The organism is Curtobacterium sp. KBS0715, assembly GCF_005938005.2.
In the GTDB taxonomy this organism is placed as follows: Bacteria; Actinomycetota; Actinomycetes; order Actinomycetales; family Microbacteriaceae; genus Curtobacterium; species Curtobacterium flaccumfaciens.
Genome location: NZ_VCCA02000001.1, coordinates 2,154,959 through 2,170,481, shown reverse-complemented (window position 1 = coordinate 2,170,481; position 15,523 = coordinate 2,154,959). Strand labels below are relative to the sequence as shown.

At 71.9% G+C, this 15,523-nt stretch carries 17 protein-coding genes; 3 read left to right on the top strand and 14 right to left on the bottom strand.

The genetic code is table 11. The features are described 5' to 3' along the window. Window positions 1-168 precede the first annotated feature (168 nt). The 12 genes from FFG40_RS10355 to hrcA all read right to left on the bottom strand — a co-directional run bounded on the left by FFG40_RS10355 (window position 169) and on the right by hrcA (window position 11,574). Entirely contained in the window at window positions 169-1,569 is a 1,401-nt protein-coding gene (locus FFG40_RS10355) for an ABC transporter permease (RefSeq protein ID WP_138803113.1), read from the bottom strand. Then, complete coding sequence (locus FFG40_RS10350; protein WP_110860432.1) at window positions 1,566-2,318, bottom strand: ABC transporter ATP-binding protein; 753 nt, start codon at window positions 2,316-2,318, stop codon at window positions 1,566-1,568. The genes FFG40_RS10355 and FFG40_RS10350 overlap by 4 nt, the downstream gene beginning before the upstream one ends. Window positions 2,319-2,430: 112 nt before the next feature. Beyond that, entirely contained in the window at window positions 2,431-3,120 is a 690-nt protein-coding gene (locus FFG40_RS10345; protein ID WP_035808237.1) for a response regulator transcription factor, read from the bottom strand. Beyond that, window positions 3,117-4,355 (bottom strand): sensor histidine kinase, encoded by a 1,239-nt coding sequence (locus FFG40_RS10340; protein WP_221935167.1) that lies wholly within the window; start codon window positions 4,353-4,355, stop codon window positions 3,117-3,119. Before FFG40_RS10340 ends, FFG40_RS10345 begins: the two co-directional genes overlap by 4 nt. A gap of 73 nt (window positions 4,356-4,428) precedes the next feature. Then, on the bottom strand, window positions 4,429-5,367 hold the full coding sequence (gene era / locus FFG40_RS10335; protein ID WP_027465313.1) for a GTPase Era: 939 nt from the start codon (window positions 5,365-5,367) through the stop codon (window positions 4,429-4,431). Further along, window positions 5,364-6,686 (bottom strand): hemolysin family protein, encoded by a 1,323-nt coding sequence (locus FFG40_RS10330; RefSeq protein WP_138803112.1) that lies wholly within the window; start codon window positions 6,684-6,686, stop codon window positions 5,364-5,366. Before FFG40_RS10330 ends, era begins: the two co-directional genes overlap by 4 nt. Before the next feature lie 3 nt (window positions 6,687-6,689). Continuing rightward, a complete protein-coding gene (ybeY, locus tag FFG40_RS10325; RefSeq protein ID WP_017886675.1) occupies window positions 6,690-7,151 on the bottom strand; it encodes an rRNA maturation RNase YbeY in 462 nt (153 codons plus the stop codon). Further along, window positions 7,148-8,290, bottom strand: a complete 1,143-nt coding sequence (locus FFG40_RS10320; RefSeq protein ID WP_138803111.1) for a PhoH family protein — start codon at window positions 8,288-8,290, stop codon at window positions 7,148-7,150. Before FFG40_RS10320 ends, ybeY begins: the two co-directional genes overlap by 4 nt. Further along, the gene (locus FFG40_RS10315; protein ID WP_027465310.1) at window positions 8,280-8,633 is read right to left on the bottom strand and encodes a histidine triad nucleotide-binding protein; all 354 of its coding nucleotides are present in this window, start codon (window positions 8,631-8,633) and stop codon (window positions 8,280-8,282) included. Before FFG40_RS10315 ends, FFG40_RS10320 begins: the two co-directional genes overlap by 11 nt. 38 nt (window positions 8,634-8,671) lie before the next feature. Beyond that, a complete protein-coding gene (locus FFG40_RS10310) occupies window positions 8,672-9,409 on the bottom strand; it encodes a 16S rRNA (uracil(1498)-N(3))-methyltransferase (protein WP_138803110.1) in 738 nt (245 codons plus the stop codon). Then, entirely contained in the window at window positions 9,409-10,521 is a 1,113-nt protein-coding gene (gene dnaJ, locus FFG40_RS10305; RefSeq protein WP_017886671.1) for a molecular chaperone DnaJ, read from the bottom strand. Before dnaJ ends, FFG40_RS10310 begins: the two co-directional genes overlap by 1 nt. 33 nt (window positions 10,522-10,554) lie before the next feature. Beyond that, window positions 10,555-11,574, bottom strand: a complete 1,020-nt coding sequence (hrcA, locus tag FFG40_RS10300; protein ID WP_027465308.1) for a heat-inducible transcriptional repressor HrcA — start codon at window positions 11,572-11,574, stop codon at window positions 10,555-10,557. 110 nt (window positions 11,575-11,684) lie between these two features. Between hrcA and FFG40_RS10295 the strand changes: the two genes are divergently transcribed. Continuing rightward, on the top strand, window positions 11,685-12,158 hold the full coding sequence (locus FFG40_RS10295; RefSeq protein ID WP_313900855.1) for a DUF4870 domain-containing protein: 474 nt from the start codon (window positions 11,685-11,687) through the stop codon (window positions 12,156-12,158). Window positions 12,159-12,195: 37 nt separating this feature from the next. On the opposite strand, the gene hemW is transcribed toward FFG40_RS10295, so the two are convergent. Then, window positions 12,196-13,449, bottom strand: a complete 1,254-nt coding sequence (gene hemW, locus FFG40_RS10290; protein ID WP_138803109.1) for a radical SAM family heme chaperone HemW — start codon at window positions 13,447-13,449, stop codon at window positions 12,196-12,198. A 28-nt stretch (window positions 13,450-13,477) separates the two neighbouring features. Here hemW and FFG40_RS10285 point away from each other — a divergent pair, with 28 nt between their 5' ends. Next, window positions 13,478-14,170: an HAD family hydrolase gene (locus FFG40_RS10285; RefSeq protein WP_185974156.1), complete on the top strand. Its 693-nt coding sequence runs from the start codon at window positions 13,478-13,480 to the stop codon at window positions 14,168-14,170. A 73-nt stretch (window positions 14,171-14,243) separates the two neighbouring features. On the opposite strand, the gene FFG40_RS10280 is transcribed toward FFG40_RS10285, so the two are convergent. Then, complete coding sequence (locus FFG40_RS10280; RefSeq protein ID WP_035808235.1) at window positions 14,244-14,891, bottom strand: DUF1990 family protein; 648 nt, start codon at window positions 14,889-14,891, stop codon at window positions 14,244-14,246. Between the two features lie 130 nt (window positions 14,892-15,021). On the opposite strand from FFG40_RS10280, the gene FFG40_RS10275 reads away from it, so the two are divergent. Further along, window positions 15,022-15,519 carry a hypothetical protein gene (locus FFG40_RS10275; protein ID WP_138803107.1) on the top strand — a complete coding sequence of 166 codons (498 nt, stop codon included), beginning with the start codon at window positions 15,022-15,024 and terminating at the stop codon, window positions 15,517-15,519. Window positions 15,520-15,523 lie beyond the last annotated feature (4 nt).

Sequence of the window (15,523 nt, the reverse complement as noted above, 5' to 3'; positions counted from 1 at the left end):
TGTCGCCCGGGCGGCGTCCAGACGACGGTTCGTGACACCTCGGCGGACGTGAGCGGCGTGGCGGAGCCAGGCAGGGCACGTCGGCGCGACCACGCGACGACACGGGACGCCCGGTGCCAGCTGGCACGGGCCTCCCGTGTCGTCGCGTGGTGCGACCAGGGCGACGGGTCAGTCGACCGCGAGCGCCTCGGTCGGCGGGACGCGCATCGCGCGCCGCACCGGGGCGATGGTGGCGACGACCGCCAGGACCAGCGCGCCGATCACGACGATGCCGATGGTCAGCGGCGGCAGCACCGGTGCCACGGGCGTCCCGAGCGAGCCGAGCAGCGTCTGCCCGCCGACCCAGCCGTACAGCGTGCCGAGTGCGAGCCCCGAGACGACGGCCGCGACGACCATCTGCACGGCCTCGGTCACGATCATCCGTCGGACCTGCGCACCGGTCAGGCCGAGCACCCGCAGCAGCCCGAGTTCGCGTCGACGCTGGAGCACCCCGAGCGCCAGGGCGTTCACGACCCCGACGGCGGCGATCACGGCGGAGAACCCGACGATCACGCTGACGACGGCGTTGATCTGCACGAAGAGGTCCCGCTGCGCCTCGATCATCTCGGGGGTGGCGCTCCCCGCGCTCATGGCGCGCATCTCGGTCTCGAGCACGTGCTGCATGATGCCGAGCGCCACCGCGAAGGTGACGAGCAGCGTGACGCCGATGACGAGCCCGATGGTCGCCCGCGAGGACCGACCCGGCGCCCGCATCGCGTTCCGTCCGGCGAGCAGGACGACGGGGTCGTGCGAGCCGATGCGACCGATGAGCTGCAGCACGGGCGGCATCACGACCGTCGCCCCCACGGCGACCCCCGCGAAGGACACGAACCCACCGAGCGCCGCCGGCAGGACCGCGACCGGGGACAGCGAGCTCACCGCGAGCCCGAGCAGCATCAGCACCGCGCCGCCGGCCATGAGCACGATGGCCCAGACCTTGCGGGCCGTACCGGACCGGACGTCGTCGTGGCTCGGCTCGACGGACGACGACAGGGCTTCGAGCGGTGTGACGGTGAGCACGCGGCGCGACCCGGCAGCGAAGGCACCCCAGGTGGCGAGGACGACGGCCACGACCGGCAGGACCAGCTCCCACGGGACGTACGTGTACTCGGCGTCGGGCAGGACCCCGTTGCCCCGCAGGACGACCACGAACAGGGCCGAGAGCGCGGTGCCCACGACGGCGCCGACGACCCCGCCGAGCACGCCGACGACCAGGCCGGTGCGGGTGATCCGCGCACGGAGGGTCGCACCGGTCGCACCGACGAGCCGCTGCAGCGCGATGATCCGGGTCTGCCCGGCGATCAGGGTGGCGCAGGTGTTCGCGGTGACGATCGCGCCGACGTAGAGCGCGATGCCGAGGAACAGCCACCCGACCACCGACAGGATCGCCTTGATCGGACCGAGGTCGGCGACCCCTGCGGCTCGGAGCGCCTCGGTCACGATCCCCGGTGCGATGACGAGGGCGGAGCCGAACGTGGTGCCGAGGGCGGCCACCAGGACGGTGGGGGCGAAGGATCGGATGCCGTTCACGCTGCTGCCTCCATCCCGAGCATCGTCGTGGAGATCGCGCCGGCGTCCATCGCGGGGCGGTCGGCGACGATCCGGCCGTCGGCCAGGAACAGGATCCGGTCGGCGTTCGCGGCCGCCACCGGGTCGTGCGTGACCATGACGACGCTCTGGCCCCATTCCTGGACGGCGCCGCGGAGGATCGCGAGCACGTCGCGCCCCGTGCGGGAGTCGAGCGCGCCGGTCGGTTCGTCGGCGACGACCACCGCCGGCCGCGAAGCGAGCGCCCGTGCGATGGCGACGCGCTGCTGCTGCCCGCCGGAGAGCTGGTGCGGCCGGTGCGTCAGCCGGTTGCCGAGCCCGAGCATCTCGACCAGCCGGTCGATCCAGGCGGTCTCCTCGTGCGAGGGCTTGTGCCCGCCGAGCAGGAACGGCAGCCGGATGTTCTCGCTGACGTCGAGCGTCGGGACGAGGTTGAACGACTGGAACACGAAGCCCAGCCGACGACGACGCAGCTCGGTGAGGTCCTTGTCGCCCAGGGCCGTGATGTCGACGCCGTCGATCTGGATCCGGCCGGCGGAGACGGCATCGAGGCCGGCCGCGACGTGCATGAGCGTCGATTTGCCGGATCCGGACGGGCCCATCACCGCGGTGAACTCCCCCGCGCCGATGTCGACGCTGACGTCGTCGAGCGCGGTCACACGTCGGGCGTCGTCGCCGTAGTGCTTGGACACGTGGTCGAGGCGGATGATCGGGGCGTGGCTCGTGGTCATGCATCCACGATGGCGGTCAGGCGTCCGGTCCCGCGTCGCCCGCTCGGCTCCTGTGGATCGTCCGCTCGGCTCGGTTGCCTGTGGAGGGGTCATCCCCGCGGATGACCCGGCATCAGTCGGCCTTGGTGACGAGCCCGTGTTCGTGGGCGAAGACGACGAGGCGCACCCGGTCCCGGAGCTCGAGCTTCGTCAGGACCCGCGAGATGTGCGTCTTCACGGTCGCCTCGCTGACGTACTCGTGCTGGGCGATCTCGCTGTTGCTGAACCCCCGAGCGGCCAGGTCGAAGATCTCGCGCTCACGCGGCGTGAGGTCGGCGAACGCCGCGGGGACGGCGGCAGCGCGTCCGACCGAGTCGTCGTACCGCCGCAGCAGCTCACGCGTGGCCGACGCGGCGAACACCGCGGTGCCGGCGTGCACGGTCCGGACCGCCGCGAGCAGGAACTCGGGGTCGGCGTCCTTGAGCACGAAGCCGCTCGCACCGGCGCGGATGGCCTTGGCGGCGGCCTCGTCGAAGTCGAACGTGGTCAGCACGAGGACCTTCGCACCGTCGGTGCCGGACTGCTCGACGATGTGACCGGTCGCCGTGATGCCGTCCATCACGGGCATCCGGACGTCCATCAGCACCACGTCGGGACGGGTCCGTCGGACGAGTTCGACCCCCTCGGCACCGTCGCCCGCCTCGCCGACGAACCGCAGGTCGGGCTGCGAGTCGATGAGCATCCGGATGCCGGTGCGGAACAGCGCCTGGTCGTCGACGAGGGCGACACGGATCGAGTGCTCGTCGGTCGGGATCGTGGTCATCGGGCGGTGCGCTCCTGCTCGGTCGGGGTGATCCGGCCGCGGGGCATCTGCCCGCTGGCCGGGACGGTCGGCATCCGGACGGCGACCGCGAAGTCGTCCCCTCGGGCCCCGGCGGTCATGGTGCCGCCGGTCATGACGGCGCGCTCGCGCATGCCGACCAGGCCGTGGCCCGTGCCGGGGCCGCGGACCCCGTCGTCCGCGCGTCGGTTCACGACGGCGATCTCGACCGTGTCCGGCCGGTAGGTCAGGGCGGCACGCACCGGGCTGCCGGGCTCTCCGTGCTTGTACGCGTTCGTCAGGCTCTCCTGCACGATCCGGTAGACGGCGAGCTGCGTGGTGGTGGGCAGCCCGGCGGGGTCGCCCTCGCGTTCCACCCGCACGTCGAGCCCGAGCTGCCGCATCTCGTCGACGAGCCGGTCGATGTCGTCGATCTCGGGCGTCGGCGCGGTCCCCTGCTCGTGCCGGAGCGCGCCGAGGAGTTCGCGCACGTCGCCGAGGGCACGCCGGGCCGTGGCCGAGATGGTGCTGAGGGCCTGGTCGGCCACCGCGGGGTCGGCCTTCAGGGCGTACCGGGCACCGTCGGACTGCGCGATGACGACCGCGAGCGAGTGCGCGACGATGTCGTGCATGTCGCGGGCGATCCGCACGCGCTCCTGCTCGACCGCGACGGCCCGGTCGGCCCGCGCGGCGTCACGCTCGGCAAGCAGCTGGGCCTCGCGACTCATGCTCGCCGAGCGACGGGTCCGGACCACGAGTCCGGCGAGCCACGGCAGCAGCAGCAGGAGCAGGACGACGGCGAAGAACGACAGGGTGACCTGCAGCGACTCCTGCAGCGGCGTCGAGGCGGTCTCGTAGGTGAGGCGGTTCTGGTAGTCGTCGAAGCCCATGTACGCCGCCGCCGCCACGGACCCGAGGATCGCCGACACGAGCCCGGCCAGCCGCACACGGCGGCTGCCGTACGCACTCGTCGTGTACATGACGCCGGCGATGAACGCGTTCGACACGTCCGGCACCTGCAGGGTGACCATCTCGAAGACCGCGAACACCCATGCCACGGCCAGGGCGAGCCCGGGTGACAGGCGCCGGATTGCCAGGGCACCGGTCATCCCGACGACGGTGACCACCGACAGCGGCCCGTCGAGCCCGCGCCCGCTGGCGACCAGCACGAGGCCGCCGAGCAGCACGGCGATCAGCAGGTCGGTGATGACCTGCGCACGCAGCATGGGACGGAACACCCGTCCACGGTACGGCGGGTCGCTCGTCCCCGCGTCCCTCGCCCGGATGACCCGGGGTGCGAGCGGCCGACGGTCAGAAGCCGAGGCGTCCGAGCTGCTTCGGGTCACGCTGCCACTCCTTGGCCACCTTCACGCGGATGTTCAGGTAGACGTGCCGGCCGCCGAGCAGCGACTCGATCTCGACGCGGGCCCGGGAACCGACGTCCTTCAGGCGCTCACCCTTGTGTCCGATGACGATCGCCTTCTGGCTGTCCCGCTCGACGAACAGGTTCGCGAAGATGCGCAGGGGGCCGTCGGCGTCGTCGTCGGCGTCGGGCTCGACGATGTCCTCGATGACCACGGCGAGCGAGTGCGGCAGCTCGTCACGGACACCCTCGAGCGCAGCCTCGCGGATGAGCTCGCCGATGCGCTCCTCGTCGGTCTCCTCGGTCACCGCGCTCGAGTCGTACAGCTGCGGCGACTCGGGGAGCAGGGCGGTGATCACGCCGAGCAGGTCTTCGAGCTGCATGCCCCTGGTGCCCGAGGTCGGCACCACGGCGTCCCAGTCGCGGAGCTTCGAGACGGCCAGCAGCTGCTCACCGACGCGGTCCTTGGAGGTGCTGTCGATCTTCGTGACGATCGCGATCTTCTTGGCGCGCGGGTACTGGTCGAGCGTGTCGTTGATGAACCGGTCGCCGGGACCGACGGGCTCGTTCGCCGGCACGCAGAACCCGATCACGTCGACGTCGCCGAGTGTGGACTGCACGAGGTCGTTGAGCCGTTCGCCGAGCAGGGTACGCGGACGGTGCACGCCCGGGGTGTCGACGATGATCACCTGGCCGTCGGGCCGGTGCACGATCCCGCGGATGGCGCGCCTGGTGGTCTGCGGCTTCGACGAGGTGATGGCGACCTTCTCGCCCACCAGGGCGTTGGTCAGCGTCGACTTGCCGACGTTCGGACGGCCGACGAACGAGACGAAGCCCGCGCGGTAGGGCTTCTCCGAGCCGGCCTGGGTGGTGTCGGGGTCGGTCATGCGTGCGTGGTTCCCGTCGTGGTGGGTTCGGCGTCGTCGAAGGCGTCCTCGACGTCGGCCAGGGCGTGGGTGCGCTCGGCGAGCACGGTGATGAGGTGGCGGCGCTTGCCCTCGACCCGGTCGGCGGTCAGGACGACCCCGGACACGGTGACGGTGTCGCCGGAGACGGCCAGGTGTCCGAGCTCCTTGGTGAGCAGGCCACCGGCGGTGTCGACGTCGTCGTCGTCGAGCTCGATGCCGAACAGGTCGCCGAGCTCGTCGATCGGCAGTCGGGCGGAGATCCGCCAGATGCCCGGTTCGACCTCGGTCCGGTCGACGACGGCGCGGTCGTACTCGTCGGAGATGTCGCCGACGAGCTCCTCGATGAGGTCCTCCATGGTGACGAGCCCGGCGACACCGCCGTACTCGTCCACCACCAGCACCAGGTGGTTCTTGGCGACCTGCATGTGCCGCAGGGTGTCGTCGGCGTGCTTCGACTCCGGCACGAACTCGGCGGGCCGCAGCAGCCGGCTGACCCGCTCACTGCGGGACGCCGGTCGTTCGTACAGCGACCGCGCGACGTCGCGCAGGTAGAGCACACCCCGCACGTCGTCGCTGTCCTTGCCCGTCACCGGCATCCGGGACACCCCGGCGGCCAGGAACTGCTCCATCGCCGCGGCCAGTGTCTCCGCGCCGTCGACGGTGAGCATGTCCGTGCGGGGCACCATGACCTCGCGCACCAGCGTGTCGCTGAACTCGAACACCGAGTGGATGAGCTCGCGGTCCTCGTCCTCGAGCACGTTGCTCTCGGTGGCCTCGTCGACGAGCGAGAGCAGCTGCTCCTCGCTCGACACGGTGGAGGCGCTCCGGCCGCGGCCGGGGGTGACGCGGTCGCCGATCCGGACGAGCAGCCCGGCCAGCGGACCGAGCACGATGCGGACCCCACGGACGATGCCGCCGGTCGCACCGATCAGCCGCTCGGCGTGCGCGCGTCCGACGCTGCGCGGACTCGACCCGACCAGCACGAACGACACCGCGGTCATGATCGCGGCGGAGACGACGAGTGCGATCCACCAGCTGTCGAAGGCGCGCACGAGGGCGATCGTCACGAGCACCGCAGCGGCGGTCTCGGCGAGGACCCGGAAGAAGTTCAGCGCGTTGACGTGCGCCCCGACGTCGTCAGCGATCGCCTCGATGGCGCGGCGGCGCTTGTTGCCCCTGGCGATCTCCTCGAGGTCGGCACGGGAGACCACCGAGAGTGCGGCATCGCTCGCGGCGAGGAGCCCGCCGAGCACGACGAGCCCCAGCGCCACCGCGAGGAGTCCGGCGACGACGACCACCGGCTACCGCCCTCGGTGCTGGGCGGCGAAGGCGGTCAGGATCTCGCCCTGGATGCCGAACATCTCGGCCTTCTCGTCGGGCTCGGCGTGGTCGAAGCCGAGCAGGTGCAGGATGCCGTGGCAGGTGAGCAGCAGCATCTCGTCGGTGCTCGAGTGCCCGGCGGTCTTCGCCTGCTCCTCGGCCACCTGCGGGCAGAGCACGATGTCGCCCAGCAACCCGGCCGGCGTGGGGTCGTCCTCGGTGCCGGGGCGCAGTTCGTCCATCGGGAAGCTCAGGACGTCCGTCGGTCCGGGCTCGTCCATCCACCGGACGTGCAGCTGCTCCATCGCGCCCTCGTCGACCAGCACGATCGCGAGCTCGGCATCGGCGTGGACGTGCATCGCGTCCAGGGCGAACGCGGCGAGCCGTTGGATCGCGGCCTCGTCCACCTCGACGCCGGACTCGTTGTTGAGCTCGATGCTCACCGGTTGCCTCCTCGGGCGTCGTTCTGGGGGTACGGGGGTCGTGCGCGGTCCTGCGGCGGGCGCCCACGGCGTTCGGCGCGGTTCGCTCCGTCGGGGTTGCCGACCGGGGCGGTGCCGCGGCCACCGGGGCGCTGCCCGGCCTGCTCGGCGAGGCGCTCCTCGTCGTAGACCGTGTACGCGTCGACGATCCGGCCGACGAGGGTGTGGCGGACCACGTCCTCGCTGCCGAGACGGGCGAAGTGGATGTCCTCGACCTGGTCGAGGATGCGCGTCACGAGCCGCAGACCGGAGACGTTGCCCGGCAGGTCGACCTGGGTGATGTCACCCGTGATGACCATCTTCGAACCGAACCCGAGCCGGGTCAGGAACATCTTCATCTGCTCAGGCGTGGTGTTCTGCGCCTCGTCGAGCACCACGAAGGAGTCGTTGAGGGTCCGGCCACGCATGTACGCCAGCGGGGCGACCTCGACGGTGCCGGCCGCCAGGAGCTTCGGGACCAGTTCCGGATCCATCATCTCGTTGAGGGCGTCGTACAGCGGGCGCAGGTACGGGTCGATCTTGTCGGTGAGCGTGCCCGGCAGGAAGCCGAGCCGCTCGCCGGCCTCGACCGCGGGACGGGTGAGGATGATCCGGTTGACCTCGCGCCGCTGGAGCGCCTGTACGGCCTTGGCCATCGCCAGGTACGTCTTGCCGGTACCGGCCGGACCGATGCCGAACGTGATGGTGTGCTCGTCGATGGCGTCGACGTAGGCACGCTGCCCGTCCGTCTTCGGGCGGACGGACTTGCCGCGGCTCGACACGATCGGGGTGCCGAAGGTGTCGGACGGCTTGCGGTCGTCGTCGAGGATGCGTGCGGACATCGGGATGTCGGACGGGCCGATCTCCTGCCCGCGCCTGACCATGCCGACGAGCTCGTCGACGAGCGCCTTCGCGCGTGCGACGTCGCGCTCGGGCCCGGTCAGCGTGACCTCGTTGCCACGGACGACGACCCGGACGCCCGGGTACTGGCGCTCGACGGTCTTGAGGAGACGGTCCTGGGGACCGAGCAGCTGCACCATGGCGATGCCGTCGACCTGGAGCGAGACGGAGACGGGCTCGTCGTCGGCGGCGGTGGGCTGTACTGGTTCGTTAACCGGCAAGGGTGCCTTCCTGCAGTTCACCTGCGAGTACGTGCGCGTGCACGTGGAACACGGTCTGACCGGCGGCTTCGCCGGTGTTGAAGACGAGTCGGAACTGGCCGTCGGCGCGCTCGTCGGCGATGCGCTGCGCGGTGGCGACGACGTGGGCCAGCAGATCGGGGTCGCCCGCTGCGAGTTCGCCGACGTTCGCGTACTGCTCGGTCTTGGGGACGACGAGCACGTGGACGGGAGCCTTCGGGGCGATGTCCTCGATCGCGATCACACGGTCGTCCTCGGCGACGATGGTCGCCGGGATCTCGCGCGCGATGATCTTGGAGAAGACGCTGGGCGTGCTGCTGCTCATGGCTCCATCGTAGGACGCGCCCGACGGCGTGGTCCGGCTCACCAGCGACCCAGTCGCGCCTGCAGGACAGCGAGTGCCGCCGGTCCGGCGGTGGACGTGCGGAGCACACTGTCGCCGAGTCGGACCCGCACGGCACCCGCGGCTTCGAGCCGGTCGAGCTCCGCGCCGTCGATGCCTCCTTCGGGGCCGACGACGAGGGCGATGTCCTCGGCGTCCGTCGGGGGCTCCCAGGTGGCGAGCCGCACGGTCGCGGTCGGGTCGAGCAGGACGAGGGTGGTCCCGTCGCCGAGCGCGGACACGAGCTGTCCGGTCGTCACCAGCGGCGCGACGACGGGCACGCGCGGACGGATCGCCTGCTTCGCGGCCTCGTGCGCGATCGCGGCCCATCGGGTACGGCCCTTCTCGACCTTCGCGCCGTCCCACCGGGAGACGCTGCGCGCGGCCGACCACGGCACGACCCGGTCGACCCCGATCTCGGTCGCCGCCTGCACGGCCATCTCGTCGCGACCGCCCTTGGCCAGGGCCTGCACGAGCGTCAGCGACGGGCGCGGTGCGTCCTGGTGCTCGACGGTCTCGACCGCGAGCTCGAGCGTGTCCTTGCCGAGTGCCGTCACCGGACCGGACACGACCGTGCCCCGACCGTCGGCGATCCGCAGGACCTCGCCGACCCGGACACGCGCGACGGAGACCGCGTGCCGGCCCTCGGCGCCGTCGAGCGACACCGGGTCACCGACGGCGACGCCGTCCAGCGAGTCGACGAGGTACAGCGACGCCATCAGTGGTTGAAGAACCGGTCGCGGAGCTTGCCGAACATGCCCTGCTGGAACCGGGCGAGCTGCGGGGCGGTGGTCTTGTGCGACTTCGCGAGCTGCTCGACCAGCTGCCGTTCCTTGTGGGACAGCTTGGTCGGCGTGACGACCTGCACGCCGACCCGAAGGTCGCCACGGCCGTTCCCGCGCAGCTTCGTGATGCCGCGGTCCTTGATGACGAGGACGTCGGCACTCTGCACACCGGGACGGATCTCGAGCTCGACCGGGCCGTCGAGGCCGTCGATCGTGGTGGTCGTGCCGAGGACGGCGTCGGTCATGCCGACCTCGAGCGTCGCGAGCAGGTCGTCGCCGTCACGGCTGAAGACGTCGTCGTGGCGCACGCGGATCTCGAGGTACAGGTCGCCGGACGGGCCGCCGGCCGGACCGACCTCGCCCTGGCCGGGCATCTGCAGGCGGAGACCGGAGTCGACGCCGGCGGGGACGTCCACCGGCACGGTGCGACGCGCGCGGACGCGGCCCTGACCCTGGCAGGTCGGGCAGGGGCTCGGGATGACGGTGCCGTAGCCGCGGCACGTGCCGCACGGGGCGCTCGTCACCACGTTGCCGAGGAGCGAACGGACCTGGCGCTGGATGTGCCCGGAGCCACCGCAGATGTCGCACGTGCGCGGGCTGGTGCCCGGTGCGCAGCAGGAGCCGTGGCAGGTCTCGCACAGCACCGCCGTGTCGACCTCGACGTCCTTGTGGGTGCCGAAGACGACCTCGTCGAGGTCGACCTCGATGCGGAGCAGGGCGTCCTGGCCGCGCTCAGCACGGCTGCGCGGGCCGGATCCACGGCCGCCGCCACCGCCGCCGCCGAAGAAGGCGTCGAAGATGTCGCTGAAGCCACCGGCGCCACCGCCGAAGGGGCTGTCGGCCTGCGGCCCGGCGTCGTACCGGCGCCGCTGCTCGGGGTCGCTCAGCACGTCGTACGCGTGCGTCACGTCCTTGAAGCGCTCGGCGGCGTCGGGTGCCGGGTTCACGTCCGGGTGGAGCTCACGCGCCAGGCGGCGGTAGGCCTTCTTGATGTCGGCATCGGAGGCGTCTCGCTGGACGCCGAGGACGTCGTAGTGGTCTGCCACGTATCCCTCAGTCGGTTGGGTTCGGTCGGTTGGTCAGTGTTCGCCCAGGAGCTTGGACAGGTAGCGGGCGACGGCGCGGACGGCCGCCATGTTCGTGCCGTAGTCCATGCGGGTCGGTCCGAGGACGCCCAGGCGGGCCACCTCGCCACCGGCCAGGTAGCCGCCGGCGACGATGCTCGTGGCGTCGAGCCCGTACTCGGCGTTCTCGACGCCGATGCTGGCCGCCACCGCGATGTCGTCCACCTGCATCTCCCCGAACAACCGGAGCAGGGTGACTTGTTCCTCGATCGCTTCGAGCACCGGGAAGAGGCCGCCGGAGAAGTCCTGCTCGCTCTTCGCCAGGTTGGCCGCACCGGCCATCAGCAGGCGGTCCTGCCGGTTCGCCGCGACCTGCTCGATGAGCGTGGCGACGACGACCCCGCCGAGCGTCTGGGCGTCGGGGCGGAGCTGCTGCGGCACGGCTCGGAGCGCGGTCGGGACGTCCTGCAGCAGGAGCCCCACCGTCGCGCCGTTCACCACGGTGCGGAGTTCACCCAGCGAGTCTTCGTCGAGCGGGACGTCGGTCTCGACCACGCGCTGTTCGACGCGGGCGGTGTCGGTGATGAGCACCACCATCAGCCGGGCGTCACCGAGCCGGACGAGCTCGACGTGCTGCACCCGGGCGCGCACCATCGAGGGGTACTGCACCAGGGCGACCTGGTTGGTGAGCTGGCTGAGCAGCCGGACGGTGCGCCCGAGGACCTCGTCGAGGTCGTTCGGGGCGCCGAGGAAGGTCTCGATGGCGTGCCGCTGCGCGCTGGAGAGCGGACGGGCACCCGCCAGGTGGTCCACGAAGACGCGGTACCCCTTGTCGGTCGGCACGCGCCCGGACGAGGTGTGCGGCGCGGCGATCAGCTGCTCGTCCTCGAGCAGGGCCATGTCGTTGCGGATCGTCGCGGCGCTGACCCCGAAGGCGTGCCGCTCGACGATGGTCTTCGACCCGACGGGTTCACGCGACGCCACGTAGTCGCGCACGATGGCCTTGAGGACCTCGAGGCTGCGTTCACTGACCACGAGCGCCTCCTTTCCCGATCGACCTGGCACTCGGACGTGTCGACTGCTGATCCTACGCCCGACCGCTGACGGCCCGGGACTTCCGGGCGGTCGGCCGATACGCTTCCGCCATGACCTACGGACAGCAGCCCGACGGCCCCGGACCCGAGCAGCCCGGCGGCCAGTACGGCCACGGCCCCGGTGGCCCCCAGCAGCCCGGCGGACCGCAGTACCCCGGCGGACCGCATTACCCCGCCGGATACACCCCGCCCCGGCCGATGAGCCCCGAGGACCAGCGCCTGTGGGCCACGCTGACGCACATCGGCGGCATCTTCTTCAACTTCATCGCACCGTTGGTCGCCTACCTGGTCCTCCGCGACCGCGGCGGCTTCGTCCGTGAGCACACCCGCGTCGCGCTGAACTTCCACATCACGATGGGCATCGCCTACGTGGTCGGTTCGCTCACGTCGGTGTTCGGCGTCGGGGTCCTGATCGTGCTGGCAGCGGGCATCGTGTCGCTGATCTTCAGCATCATGGCCGCGATCGCCGCGAACCAGGGCCAGTTCTACCGCTACCCGCTCTCGATCGAGTTCATCAAGCAGTAAGCGGCAAGCACTGCGCAGCGGGCAGTGCGCAGGCTCCTCAGTCGAGCAGCTCCCGCACCACCGCGTCGGCGAGCAGGCGACCCTGCAGGGTCAGGTCGATGCGTCCCCGCACCGCGGCCGCCCCGTCCACGAGTCCGCGTGCGATGAGGCCGGCGACCCGGCCACGGGCCTCCTGGCGGATCTCGCTCGTCGCGAGCTCCCCGCGGACCCGCGCCGCCAGCAGCAGTCGCTCGACGTACCGCGTCTCGTCGTCGATGGTCTCGCGGCCGGCGGCCGGCGACTCCCCCGACAGCACCCGGTTCGCGTACGCGGCCGGGTGCTTGACGTTCCACCAGCGCGTGCCGGCGACGGCGGAGTGCGCGCCGGGGCCGACGCCCCACCAGTCGTGGCCCTTCCAGTAGGACAGGTTGTGGCGACTCGCGTGCGCGTCACCGCGTGCCCAGTTCGACACCTCGTACCAGGAGTAGCCGGCGTCGCCGAGCACCTGGTCGGCGAGCTCGTACATGTCGGCGGCCAGGTCGTCGTCGGGGGCGGGGAGCTCGCCGCGGGCGACCATGCGGCCCATCGCGGTGCCGTCCTCGACGATGAGCGAGTACGCCGACACGTGGTCGGGCTCGCAGGCGATCGCGGCGTCGAGCGAGGTCCGCCAGTCGGCGAGGGACTCCCCCGGCGTCGAGTAGATGAGGTCGAGCGAGACGTCGAGTCCCTGCTGCTTCGCGAGGTCGACGACGACGGGGACCCGGAGCGGGTCGTGCGTGCGGTCGAGCGTGGCGAGCACGTGCGGCACGGCGGACTGCATGCCGAAGCTGATCCGGTTGAAGCCGCCGGCCCGCAGGGTCTCGAGCGACGCCGCGTCGACGGAGTCCGGGTTCGCCTCGGTGGTGACCTCGGCCCCGGGCAGGATGCCCCAGGTGTCGTCGATCGCACGGAGGATCATCGCCAGGTCGGACGCCGGCAGCATGGTCGGGGTACCGCCGCCGAAGAAGACGGTCGACACCGGCCGCCGCGGCACACCGGAACGGTCGAGCACGGTCGCGGCCCACTCGATCTCGCGCACGGCGTGCCCGGCGTAGTCGTCACGGCGGACGCCGCGGAGTTCCGACGCCGTGTAGGTGTTGAAGTCGCAGTAGCCGCAGCGCACGCGGCAGAACGGCACGTGCACGTACACGCCGAAGGGCACGTCACCGGCGGTGGGACCAGCCCCCGGCCCGGCAGCGGAGCCCGCCGCCGCCCACGGGGTGATCAGGCCGTCCGCTGGTGCTGGATCGGCGATCGGGAGAGCACTCGGCATGGGCTCCATTCTCCGTCATGATGGAGCCATGGAGCACCATCCCGTCCCCACCACGGTCCTGTGGGACATCGACGGCACCCTCGTGATGAACGCGTCGTCCCCGGGCAACCTCTACCACCTCGCCCTCGAGCGGGCGGTGGGCCGTGACCTCACCCTGCGGGTCGGACACCAGCACGGCCGGACCGACGCCGGGCTCATCGCCGAGCACGTGCACGCCCACGCGTTCGAGGACACCCTGATCCCCACGGTCAGCCGGCACCTCCACGACCTGACCGCCGAACGGCACGCCTCCGGCGACCACCGCAGCCCCGTCCCCGGGGCGAAGGCGCTCCTGACCCGCTTCGCCGAACTCGGGTGGCGCAACGGCCTGCTCACCGGCAACTCCGAGTACCGCGCCCGGGTGAAGCTCACCGGCGCCGGGTTCGACGCCGACGTCTTCGACTGGGAGCACTCGTACTTCGGCGACACCGAGGTCGAGCGGGCGGGGGTCACCCTGCGCGCCGCCGCCGAACTGGTCGGCACCCGGGCGGTCATCGTCGGCGACACCCCGCGGGACGGCGAGGCCGCGGACGCCGCGGGCATCCCCTTCCTGGCCGTGGCGACGGGTGTCTACGACGTGGACGCGCTGCGGCACACGAACGCCGTGACCGTCGCACGCGACTGCCAGCAGGACGCCTCCCTCATCGAGGACGCGATCGCGGCACTCCCACCGCTCCGCTGAGGAGCAGGAGCGCGCGAGACCGAGGGCGCAGTCGCGAGACCGAGGGCGAGACCGCGACCGCGCGACCAGGCGCCTAGTCGCCCCGCAGCGCCGCCAGGTACTTCTCCGCCATGACCTTCTGCTGCCGCCGCACGAACGGCGCGACGAAGCGCCACTTCCGGCTCGCCGGCTGCGAGAACTGCCGGACCTGCAGCCACACCGAGCCGTCCGGGGTGCGCTCGACGACGAACGACTCCTCGCCGGAGAGCGGGTGCCCCTCGAGCGTGCCGTAGGCGAACCCCTTGCGGTCGTGCTCGTCGATGATCGACACGACGCGCACCGGTGCCAGCACGGTCTGCCCGAACGCGTGGATCGTCAGCGTCGCGCTGGTGCCCGCCGTCAGCAGCGGGGTGCCGTCGGGCGCGAACTTCTCGACCCGCGGCGTCCCGATGGACGCCGGGGCGATCGGCACACCGTCGTCGTCGAAGGTGACCGGGTTGTACCGGACCTCGTCGTCGTCGGGCTGCTCCTCGACGCGCACGCGGACCCCGCTGCGCTCCTGGATCTGCCACGTGAGCGCCTGCACCACGGCGGTCTCGAACCGCTGGTCGCCGTGTCCGATCCGCGCGCGCGACTCGGCCGGCGTGAAGCCGTCCGGCGGGTAGGTCATGAGGTCCGACGCCTGGGTCGCCCCCACCGCGCCGTACGTCAGGGCGGTCCGGTAGCTCCCGCGGATGCTCATGCCGCCATGTTACTTGGGCGGGCCGCCCCGGATCGAACCGATCCGCGCTCACCTCCGTCGGATGGGCCCGCCGCCGTGCACCCCGAACTGGAGGCCCGACAACCGCCCGCCCCGGGGCTATCGTCAGCAGGTGCCCCGCCCCACCCCCGTTCGTCCGCGGTCCGTCGACCGCCGGACCGCCGTCCTCGCCGCGCTCGCGCTCGTCGCGTTCGGCGTGGCGGCGACCGCCCGGGTGCTGGTGGACGTGACCACGTCGGCCGCGGCGTCACCCGCCCGGTACGCCACCGTCGCGCTGGCCCCGGACGCGTGGAACGGCTTCGACACCGCGAACGTCATCGCCGCCGTCGGGGCGAGCTGCGCCGGCGCCGGGGTGCTGCTGTTCGGTGCCGCACTGGTGTCGGCGGTGCGGCGTCAGCGCGGCCGTCGGCTGCCGCTGGTCCTCGCGGTCGTGACGCTCGCGATGGTCGTCGGCGCCGTGGTCGCCGGGGTGGCCTCCGGCGAGCAGACCGACTTCGACGCGGCTGCCCACTGGGCCATCCTGCGGACCGCACTGGCGGGACTGGCCGCTGCGAGCCTCCCGGCCCTCTGCCTGGCCGCCCTGCGGGCGCGCGCCCGCCGGATCGGCTGACCCG